We start from the raw sequence: 11265 nt of genomic DNA on the forward strand, positions 1-11265 counted from the left end.
CCCAACCCCGCCGAGAAATGCCCCCCGGAGATGCTCACCGATTGGGTCAGGAATTCCCGCAGTTCCTTCGCCAAGGCCCTTAACTGCCCCTTCCTTAGCTTCCTGACATCCGTGGGGTAGGCGATGGCATCTAACAAGAAGAATTTATTGGCTGTATTCATATCAGTAAAGGGGCTCGCGATAAAACATCAGGATGAGACCAATCAGAAATAGGGCTGCTACAGAGACAAAACCGGCAATGTCTTTGCCCGGGCTGTCCAGTTTTAATTCCAACCATCGCCCACAAGCCAGAATCAATGAAAATACCCCCATCGTGGTATGGCCGACCTGGATAAGGAAGGCGTTTTTGGTTTCAAAACCGATGTGCGAGTGCGTGAGCAGCATCAGACCGCCGAAGGCAGATAGCACAGGAAAGGCGAAAACTAAGCCAGGATAGACATTTTGATTAAATCGAGCCCTCAATTCTATAACACCTAAGGTAAATACCAGCAGCGTTGCAATCCTGTGTTGCAATACCTCGCCGTTATTGAAAGTGCTTTCCCAAAAACCGATAGGGCCCAGCGGCCAGGTTTCTGCATCACTGCGAAAAAACAGAAAGGTACCGAGTCCCACAAAACCGATAGACCAATATTTGGTGAAAGTTAACAATTTTCTCACTGCTTGCAGGGATGGCAAGTGACTTTTATAAGAAAGCATGGCGAAGAAGCTCATCACGGTAAGGAAGATACCGGAAATATTGTGGTTGTAGTTAGACCATTCTGTCGCGGCGATCGAAGGGACTTTACCCACAATGGCAACCCTCCCCGCTTCACCGGCAATCAAAGCAGAAAGCGTCGGCGAACGGGTCAATGGGACTTGTGGTTTAAATGTGCCTAACACCTCCTGCCAACGGGCTGTCAGGCTCGGTATATCAATAGCGGGTGGTTGAGATGCTAGGCTGGCGGCGGTAAACAATAAGGTAATCAGAACGAAGGTTTCAGCTTCAATGTAGTAAGGAACGCGTTTTGTTAAGGCATAGCTATTTCCGGTAGAGCCATAACTTAAAACAGCCGAACGGTTTAACCAGGCGTAACCCAGCGCAATGCCAAGCAAGATTACTTTTACTGTTAACAGGTTACCGTAGCCTGTACCAATCAGGCCGTTCCAGGTGTCTATGTATTGCAGTGCAATAGGCAATCCAGACAGCAGAATGGCAAGGACGGAAGCCATGCCATACGGTGAGAATTTTCGTAATAACTGGGGCCATAGGGTGTCAGGAACTTTTCGGCGATAACGCAAAATCCAAAGGTTGACGAGCTGGAATACGCTGCCTATCCAGATTGCTGCGGCCACTTGGTGCAGCACTGTGAGTGACATCAAAAACAACTGGTTTTCAAAACGCCCTGCCCCATGAACCAGCCAGGCTCCAGAAATAATCATGGGTAAGGCAACCAGATTGGCGGTAAACCAATGTTTTTTTGAATCCGAGTTATTGCGAAGATAGAGGTAGCAGTACCCGGCTAATATCAACGCTAACAAAGTCCGCACTATGCCGCAGATAAATTGTGTAGTCGTGGCAAACTCAGGAAACGGCCATTTATCCAGCAGGGCTGTCATCAACCAAATTTTAAGGATAATCTTGAATAGCTGTGCGGCTACAAGCCAAAAACCGCCTTTGTAAATCAGCGTGATGGTTTTATCGAGCAACTCACCGTTGTATCCATTCTGCTGATTCCACGGACGCAAAATGAACGCCCCCCAGAACAGCCCTCCGATTACCAAACAAAAACAAATCAGGTCAAAACCACCGATCAATGAATCAAGAAAATCAGCTATACCAGCCATACACAACCACTACCTATGGACTCACGGAAAAATGAATAACGTCTTCGGTCAAATGACCGTCAGCCGCAAAAATTTTGTACCTAAGGACATACTTACCCGGAGATAAGGGCGGTATATCCACAGCAACATTGCCTTTTTTTTCGCCTTTGCTTATTGTCAATAAGGTATGCTTATCTCCCTTGCTAACCAGATAGACCTGCGACAAGCCCATTTCGATTTTTGAATTAAACGTCAATTCTGCTTTTGTGGACTGATTGGCTTGGGGTTGTGCAATTTTTAGTGAATGGTCGGTGACGACAGCATGGGCAAATGCACTGCCGACATAACCCAAAGTCAGAAACAATAAACTAATTTCTAACAACCATTTCATATCACTTACTTTTCCCCTTCAGGGCATGACTGGCAAGGTTTTTACCTAAATCCCAGATAGAGCCGGGGATCTGGTGAGTCTCAGCAATCACCTTATCAAATGAATTAACAAGATGGTCGCGGTCTTTTTGGTTAAGCATTAACGGCGGCAGCAGCTTGACCACATTCATGCCGTGCCCTGCCACTTGGGTCAGTATGTGGTGTTCCTTGAATAAGGGAATTGTAACCATTTGACAGAACAAGCCCTTGTTTGCCGCTTCCAGCATCGCCCAAGCGGCTTTCAACTTGAGGCTTTTGGGTGACTGGAACTCAATGGCAATCATCATGCCCTTCCCTCTGGCTTCTTTCAGGAATTCATATTTGCCGGATAAGGCATTCAGGGAATTGATGATATCAGCGCCCATTACTGCGCTATTTTCGATCAGTTTTTCCACTTCCATGACATGTAAGGTGGCAAGCCCTGCCGCCATTGCCAGATTGTTTTTGGCAAACGTCGAACCATGCACAACCGCCCTATCCATCCGGTTATATACCGTATCCATGATGTTTTGGGTCATGGCGACAGCCCCAACCGGCACAAATCCGCCTGATAAGGCTTTAGCCATGCAGATCATATCCGGTTTTATGTTCCAATGATCTATAGCCCAAAACTTGCCGGTACGGCCTAATCCGGTTTGTACCTCGTCGGCAACCAGCAAGGTACCGTATTTTTTACATAGCCGTTCGACTTCAGGGAGGTAACTGTCATCAGGCAGGTTGACGCCTTTGCCCTGTATGGGTTCGATAACGAAGGCAGCAATATCCTTATTGCTTAATGCACTTTCCAATGCCGCAAGATCATTGAATGGTACCGGACTACAACCTGGAATCAATGGGCCGAAGCCTTCACGGAAAATTTCTTCCCCATTTAACGACAAAGCTCCCATCGTCAAGCCATGATAGCCGTGTTCACAGAACACAATTTTTTCCCGTTTGGTCGTGAAGCGGGCAAACTTGATGGCGGCTTCCACCGCTTCTGTACCCGAATTACAGAAGAACATTTTGTTGATGTTATCGGGTATGGTTTTCAACAGTTCCTGCGCCAGCAAGCCACTCAGCACCGACACATCCAATTGCACCAGATTAGGCAAATCCAGCGATAAGGTTTCTTTTAAGGCGTTAACAACGGTCGGATGGTTCCGACCGAGTGCAAAAACCCCAAAACCGCTGAGTAAATCGAGATACTCACTGCCATCCTGATCGTAGAGATATTGTCCGATCGCGCTCTTATAATGACGGTCATAACCTATGGTTTTCAGCATCCTGACCATTTGGTTATTCAAATGGTGTTCGCACAAATCGAACTTGTCTGGATTATGTTTCGTAAAAAGTTCGGCGATGCTGAAAGCCATTCGTTACCTCAAAATATTAGTCAGTAAGTGTGTTAAGTTTCGTCTATATAGGTATCAAACTCGTTTCCCACTGAATGCGGGCAAAACAATTAATGAACAAATCACCGTAAAAAATAAGCCGATAGACAGCAATAAACCCATGCTTGCCATGCCTTGATGCGCGGTGAACGACAGGCTCGAAAAACTGCATAAGGTAGTTATCGAGCTGAAAATAATGCCGCGAGTGGTGCTGCTTTGCAGCAGGTTTTCATTTTCGCTGAAGTTGAAATGAAGCCGGTGCATAATCAGGATACTGCTATCGATCCCCAGGCCCAGCAGTAAAGGCAGGGCAATGATATTGGCGAAATTGAACGGGTTATCCAGTAGGACGTTAGTCGCCCCGGTCAGTAACGCGGCAAGCACTAGGGGCAGAACAACCAGTGCGGTCTGTTTGACGCTCCTGTATATCACCAGCAATACTAAAACGATGGCAACGAAGGCGCTGCCAAAAGCCTGAATAAAGGCTTTGACGACAGCGTCGCCGCTGGCTTGGTTGGCAACCGGCAAACCGGAAACCTTGTTATCGACCTGTTGTGCCTCATCGACAAATTCTTTCAGGTTTTCAGGGTCGTTCAGGTCTTTTTTAGGCGTAATCAGGATTTTGTACAGCCCATTGGCACTGAGCCAATGCGAACGGATGTAATCAGGGATGTCGCCAATACCAAAATCTGTCGCTGTCAGGCTGGTTTTCAAGCGCTCCAGCGTGTACGGCAATAATCCCAACATGTTATTTTCCAGTTGGCTATAACTCGCAGCAGGGTTGGCAGATCTGTCAGCCTGTTTGAAAAAAGCTTCTATGCGTTGTTGCAGTTGCCGTAAGGTAGCTGGTGGCGCGTTAGGTGAGTTTTCGGCTATGGCATTTTTCAGTTCATCGTTGAATTTGACTAATGCCTGCCGTTGATTGCTATTCTCTGGCAAGGTTTTGCCAAAGTTTTCCAACTGGTTGCCCAGAATCAAGTTCAGGTCTTCAATGGTTGTCAATTTTTCATCCTGATCTTTGGCAACAAAATCAGCCAGTGTAATAGTCTCGTGTACTGTCGGCAATTGCCTCATCTTGGCGGCAATTTTATTGGCCTCATCCAGACTGTTCGCTAATGTTATCAGTGCAAACGGTGAATCATTTTTTGATTTCAGCAGTTCCTTGAAGGAAGACACCGATTCGCTGTTGGGGTCGCGCAAGTTAACCGGGTTGGAATCAAATGACAGTTTAGTCAATACCAAGCAAGCGCCAATCCCCAACAGGATAGAGACAATGCGAATGGCGGTTGAATAATGGAACGGAAAGGTCACGATAAATTTAGGCGCAAACACGGAATGTATCGGCTTTGGGTTCTTGACCGGCAGGACGCAAAACAAGGCCGGTAAAATAGTGACCGAGATAATCAGCCCGATGAATATGCCGCCCCCGGAAATAATGCCCAATTCCGACACGCCCGCATAGGCGGTAGGGATAAATGACAAAAAACCCAGTGCTGTGGTCAAGGCGCATAAAAACAAGGATGAACCCACCCCTTTCATGCTGTGGTGTATGGCTTGGTCGTTTGCATAACCGCGCACTTTGCGTTCGCGGTAGTAAAGGCAGATATGCACCGCATAATCAACCCCCAAGCCGATGTACAGGGTGGCAAAGGCGATGGATATGACATTTAAATGGCCGACAGTAACGGCAGCAAATCCGGCAGTTATTATCAAGCCCATGACCAATACGATGTAGGTGATAATCAATAATTTCAGCGACCGCAAACCTATCCACTGCACGACAAACACCAGCACTAATGAAAGTACGCCGGCCAATTGGGCGCCTGTGGCGACACTTTCCATCTCTTCATGTTCAAGGGCAGTTTCGCCGGTTATACGGATTTTAACGGACGGATTTTCAGCCATGATGGCGCGCACGGCTTCCCGGGCCGAAGTTTGTGCGGCATCCGCAGGCAGCATTTCGCTAAAATCCAGCTTCGGTTTGGCAATAACCAGGGTGCGATTGGCATCGGTATTAAGTTGGCCTTCCGCCAATAAGTTTTGCCAGGATAAGCGCTTTGGTTGTCCGATAAGCAGTTGGTTGATATTGTCGTCAATCGCAACTAGCAAAGGATTTAAGTCCATCGGCAGGTTTTCATCGCGCTTGTTGAGGGCCAAGCTGATGATTTCAAACAAGCCGACAAGATGATAGTTTTGCGCCAAATGACCAATAAACGGCTGGGCATCCGTCAGTTTTTTAGCCAATGCATCAAGGTCAGCTTGTTCCAGATACAGCAAGGCTTGTTGCCTGAAAAAATCGTTATCGGTCGGGATAGTGACCGAGTCGAAACGGCCTGTTTGTGCGCTTAACCAGCTTTGTAGCGTATTGGCGGCTAACGTAGTTTCTTCGGGTGTCCCTGCTTCCACGATCAGAAGCAGGGTTGCAGCATCTTGCGGAAAAGCCTTGTCAATCCGCCGTTGGTTTTGCTGGAAAGGCAAGTCTGGGGACAACATTTCAGAGGTGTTCGTGTTGATGCCGAGATGGTTGTAGACATGATAAGAAACGCCCCCGCATAACAAAAGGGACAACAACAGCAACATCCATGGAAAACGTACGATCTGCCGCTCGCACCAGTGCAGGAATGTGTCGAGGAAAGAGGTGTGCTGCTTAGGCATGCGTATTTATTGTTGAGTTGGATTTGTAGGTGCGCTTTGAGGGGGCGTTATTACATCATCAAGCTGTTTGGCAACCAGTTTTAAGGTTTTTTTAGCCGCGCGAAAATGCAACCCTAATCTAAGCAAACTAGGTAATTCGGTAAGATGCAGCAACAAATAAAACAACAGCTTACTTAGGATGATTTCACCCTGATCGTTAAGGGCATGGCTGACTGCTTTGGGCAAATCCATGTTGAGAGGGTCGGCAATTGCCCGTATGGACAGGAAAGGCAGGTCGTGTGCTTGAGCCACCCTGGCAATAACGGCACTCTCCATGTCCAAGGCTATCGCGCCTGTTGCACTGCCAATTTGTGCCTTATCATGGCTGGATGCAACAATAGCTTTACTTTCCGCCAGCTTGCCCGTATAGGTACGTACCGTTAATCGCTTGCTGAGGCAGTCCTTTACATGTATCAGCCAATCCTCATTGTTGAGATCAAACGCCAGATGATCGGCATCTATGCAACTATTAGCCAACACCAATTCCCCAGGTCGAAGGGACTCGACTAAAGCTGCCGCACATCCCCAACTAATGAGGCACAGGGCACCGTGCCTGACCAATAATTCGGACGCAGCACACGCATTCTCGGCTCCAGCGCCTGAGTAAATTACCAGAATTTTATCAACAAGGGTTTCAACGCACCCCTTCGCAAGTTTCTTAGTTGTTAGGGTGCTAAGTTCTTCAGGTAAGGCAACAACAATTCCTGTAATCACTGCTTAAGTTCGTTGCGGTACCGGGCAAGCGCCCAAAGCGGAAAAAACTTGTCGTAACCGTGGTACTTAAGATAGAAGACTCTGGGAAAACCGGGTGCAGTAAAGCACACATCATTCCAAACACCATCGGCTTGCTGGGTGAGAAGGATAAAATCAATGCCCGCTTTTACTTCCGGGCCGTGGGCTTCACCAGCCGCCATCAAGCCCAAGACCGCCCAGGCCGTTTGGAAGGCCGTGCTAAATTGGTATTTGCCACTATAACTGACATCATGAAAGCTGTAGTTATCTTCACCCCAACCGCCATCTTCTCGTTGCATAGCCTTCAAATACTTAACCGCGTTAACATACATAGCATCGGTTTTAGACAGGTTGGTTTGTTCCAGACCGAGCAATACCGACCATGTACCATAGACATAATTGGTTCCCCAGCGTCCAAACCATGAGCCATCTGCTTCCTGTTCCGACCGCAAATAGTTGATAGTGCGCCCCAAGGCGGGTTGATACAGCCCTTGCTCTTTTCCTGCCCTCGCCATCAACATCGCACAACGGGCGCTCACATCCGCTGTAGGCGGATCCAGCAAGGCACCGTGATCGGCAAAGGGAATTTCATTCAGGTAATAATAGGTATTATCGACATCAAATGCGCCATATCCGCCATTTTTGGATTGCATCCCTTCTATCCAGCGCGTTGCCCGATGGATGGATTCATCAAGATCCGGCAGGCCTGAATCTGCCATGGCAAAAGCCACAACAGCGGTGTCGTCCACATCAGGGTAATACGGATTGGCATACTGGAATGCCCATCCGCCACCCACTAAATCTGGCTTGGAAACGCGCCAATCGCCCGGTTCATCGGATAACTGTACACTTTTAAGCCAATCGTATGCCCTGGACAGGCTTTTACTGTTACTGCTAACGTCAACCTCTTGTAAAGCCAGCGCTGCAAGTGCGGTATCCCAAACAGGAGAAACGCAGGGCTGGCAAAAAGCGTCATTCTCATTAATGACCAGCAATTTATCGATAGCCTTACGTGCGGTCACGACGTATTCATGGTCTTTAGGGAATCCCAGCAGCATCAGGGCTTCATAAGAATTAACCATGGCAGGGAAAATGCAGCCCAACCCATCTTCACCATTCAAGCGTTCTACGATCCAGTCTTTGGCTTTTTCTATAGCGCGGTCATGCAATTTATGCGGGATCAAGGGCTGTGTTACCCGACCCAGCTTATCCAGTCCCAGGTAGAGTTTATTTAACAAGGTCCGTTCAGGAAAGTAGTGTCGCTCTTCATCAGGGTGGGTAACAAAAAGCTCCAACACATCAACCTTGTTAGGATTTTTGGCGGCCGTTTTAAAGCCGCAAAGTATAAACAGCGGCACCATAACAGTCCTTGACCAGTATGAAACCTTATCCAGATGGAAAGGAAACCATTTAGGAAACAACATGATTTCGACAGGAATATATGGAACACCGCGCCAAGGAAGTTGCTCGAAGATGGCAAGTGCAATTCGGGTGAAAACATTGGCTTTTGCAGCACCGCCCTGGTTCAGGATGTACGCCCTTAAGCGAACCATGTGGGGGGCATCGATGGAATCCCCCGCCATTTTTAATGCGTAATAAACCTTGACGCTACCACTGATGTCGCCGGGCCCGTGGGTAAACAGCGGATAGCTGCCATCATCAGATTGGCGGGATCTTAAATAATTGGCAATTTTGGCTTGCAGCGTCTCGTCAATTTCGCCAAGATAATGCATCATCATGATGTATTCTGCAGGGATGGTGCAGTCAGCTTCCAGGTCGAATACCCAATAACCCTTCTTATCCTGAAGGCTCAACAGATTGTCCTGTGCTTTCTTGATGGCTAAATCAAGTTGGCCATCCTTGAAAACAATTGCCGTCGAGGTGCTTTGGAGATTCTGCGTTTGTGTTTCTGTTTGTGCGTCGGTAAACATTATCAATCCTCAAATATCTAACGTAGCTATGGGGCAGTGTGTGGTAAATAAGTCCAGTCTGGGTCATGCAAACCCCGACTAATTAGATTGAACAGAAAGCTAAGCAAGCTGTTACTTCGACCTACCAATTTGGTGGCGAAAATGGTCGATTTAACGCTATTTCGAGTTATTTTGACTTCATTTGACTGGGTAAATCCTAAATTCTGCTTGATTTTTTTCAAGGTCAATACGGCCATGCCCAATGCCCACAAACAGAAGTTTCTTATGCCTGTTTCATGGCCGGGAATTAACTGGGTAAACTTTAACGCATTGTGAAGATGGCCATGGGCAATACTGACCAAACGCCCTAAACCCGCCCTAAAATTAACGTTGTTAGCCTTTGTGTTCAAATTCTTCAGGTCAAATCCGGTTTCCGAAAAAATATCTTGCGGTAACCAGCAAACGCCGCGTTCGGCATCAGCCCATATATCTTTCAGTATATTGGTCATTTGAAGGCCTTGACCGAAAGACACCGCCAAGGTCAGCATTTCATCACGGTGTTGGGCAATTTGCGGCGAATAATAACAAAACAACTTGGTCAGCATCTCACCTACGCAACCCGCAACGTAGTAACAGTAGCAGTCCAGGTCTGCAAGCTCGGGCAGGCCATTATGCAGATTTTCAGCCTGGAAAATAGGCATCCCTTCTGCCATGGTCTCCACGCAAGCAGACAATGCCGCTATCTGTTCCTTATCGAACTGATGCGTTATGCGGATAACCCTGGGGATAACATGAATCAGGACATGCTCAGCCGGAAGCGTAGTTTGGCGTGACAGCAAGGGCGCAAGCTCCGTGGAAAACGCTTCCGCTTGCAGGCCTGTTTTCACAACATTAATGAATGCGTGGCAAAAATGCCTTTTCTGTTCTGGCAAAAGTGAAACTTCATCTTCGATCGTATCGACAATCCGGCACAACAAATACGCGTTAGCCACTGCCCTGCAAAGACTTTCCGGCAGTTGTGGAATCGTCAGGGCGAATGTCCTGGACACCCCTTCAAGCAACGCCATTTGGAATGGGCCGTCCGCCAAAGCATCAAGTGGCTCTATATTTTCCAGGGATAATTGGCTTCCACGCATGAGTTTGTCGTGCCGAATCAGGCTAGGTTATTTTGAGTAGCCTCATGATAGACGGTTTGTTGGTAATTTGCAAAATAATGTTGTTTTGTTGCCAATACTGCCATTATTGTGTGTTATAATGGCAGTAGAAGTAAAAAATTAGGTTGGCGGCCAGTGTTGCCGCTTTTTTAAATCGTTACGGGAGCATGGCAAACGCCCATGAATTCGCTAAGTTAACGTTAACCGGGCGTATTGAAAGAATCCTCCAACCAAACAGGGTATTCCAGTACATCTGCCCCGATAATTGGTTGATTTAAACCAAGCGTTAGGATAGCAATGTGAGCTAAAATTTTACGCACTTTCCGCATTGTTGTTTTTGAGAAACAAATGACACTTTTTTCTGCATTGTCCTTCGCTTACGAGCACGACCATTGCAGGTCTTTATAGATTTGAACATAACAGGAGATACGTTGTGGGAGTTCCTTTACGTCAACAGCTAACTGTAGCCAGTTACCTAATGAAACAGAAATTAAAGGGGGTTAAGCAATATCCACTGGTTTTGATGCTTGAGCCCCTTTTTCGATGCAATTTAGCCTGTGCGGGCTGCGGTAAAATTGACTACCCTGACGACATTCTCGATAAGCGCTTGTCTTTTGAGGAATGTATGCAAGCGGTCGATGAATGTGGCGCACCCATGGTATCAATCCCCGGCGGCGAACCCTTGATCCATAAAGAAATGCCACAAATCGTGGCAGGCATCATTGCCCGCAAAAAGTATGTGTACCTATGTACCAATGCGTTACTCCTCAAAAAAAGGATAGACGATTACCGGCCCTCCCCTTACCTAACTTTTTCGATACACCTGGATGGTATGCAAGACAGGCACGACGCCTCCGTATGCCAAGACGGTGTTTTTGACCGCGCCGTTGAAGCCATTAAGCTGGCCTTGAGCAAAGGCTTTAGGGTCACCGTCAACTGCACCCTGTTCCAAGGTGAAAAAGACCATGAAGTTGCAGAATTCCTGGATTATTGTATGGAATTAGGTGTTGAAGGCGTAACCATCGCGCCGGGCTTCAGTTATGAACACGCCCCGCAACAGGATGTGTTTATTAAAGGTACCGACGTAAAAGAATTATTCCGCGGTATCTTTAAGATTGGCAAAAACCGCAAATGGAAGCTTAATCACTCTTCCCTATACCTTGACTTTTTGGC

9 protein-coding genes are annotated in these 11265 nt (G+C 47.3%); 1 reads left to right on the forward strand and 8 read right to left on the reverse strand.

The window, feature by feature from the left end:
• From ACLQ6D_RS13935 to ACLQ6D_RS13970, 8 genes are all read right to left on the reverse strand, one after another.
• Window positions 1-161 (reverse strand): 1-deoxy-D-xylulose-5-phosphate synthase N-terminal domain-containing protein (locus tag ACLQ6D_RS13935; protein WP_411727927.1); only part of this gene is annotated, 161 nt, incomplete at its 3' end.
• A 1-nt stretch (window position 162) separates the two neighbouring features.
• On the reverse strand, window positions 163-1824 hold the full coding sequence (locus tag ACLQ6D_RS13940; protein WP_411727919.1) for a copper resistance D family protein: 1662 nt from the start codon (window positions 1822-1824) through the stop codon (window positions 163-165).
• A gap of 13 nt (window positions 1825-1837) precedes the next feature.
• Window positions 1838-2194 (reverse strand): copper resistance protein CopC, encoded by a 357-nt coding sequence (locus ACLQ6D_RS13945; RefSeq protein WP_411727920.1) that lies wholly within the window; start codon window positions 2192-2194, stop codon window positions 1838-1840.
• Window position 2195: 1 nt separating this feature from the next.
• Complete coding sequence (locus ACLQ6D_RS13950; protein WP_411727921.1) at window positions 2196-3584, reverse strand: aspartate aminotransferase family protein; 1389 nt, start codon at window positions 3582-3584, stop codon at window positions 2196-2198.
• Between the two features lie 54 nt (window positions 3585-3638).
• The gene (locus tag ACLQ6D_RS13955) at window positions 3639-6257 is read right to left on the reverse strand and encodes an MMPL family transporter (protein ID WP_411727922.1); all 2619 of its coding nucleotides are present in this window, start codon (window positions 6255-6257) and stop codon (window positions 3639-3641) included.
• Window positions 6258-6263: 6 nt separating this feature from the next.
• Entirely contained in the window at window positions 6264-7010 is a 747-nt protein-coding gene (locus ACLQ6D_RS13960) for a phosphorylase (RefSeq protein ID WP_411727923.1), read from the reverse strand.
• Window positions 7007-8959, reverse strand: coding sequence for a squalene--hopene cyclase (shc, locus tag ACLQ6D_RS13965; protein WP_411727924.1), 1953 nt, complete (start codon window positions 8957-8959; stop codon window positions 7007-7009). The genes ACLQ6D_RS13960 and shc overlap by 4 nt, the downstream gene beginning before the upstream one ends.
• A gap of 26 nt (window positions 8960-8985) precedes the next feature.
• On the reverse strand, window positions 8986-10074 hold the full coding sequence (locus ACLQ6D_RS13970; protein ID WP_411727925.1) for a phytoene/squalene synthase family protein: 1089 nt from the start codon (window positions 10072-10074) through the stop codon (window positions 8986-8988).
• Window positions 10075-10525: 451 nt separating this feature from the next.
• Between ACLQ6D_RS13970 and hpnH the strand changes: the two genes are divergently transcribed.
• Window positions 10526-11265: adenosyl-hopene transferase HpnH (gene hpnH, locus ACLQ6D_RS13975; RefSeq protein ID WP_411727926.1), on the forward strand; the 740-nt coding region annotated here is incomplete at its 3' end.

It is taken from the genome of Methyloglobulus sp. (genome assembly GCF_046714055.1).
Lineage (GTDB): Bacteria > Pseudomonadota > Gammaproteobacteria > Methylococcales > Methylomonadaceae > Methyloglobulus.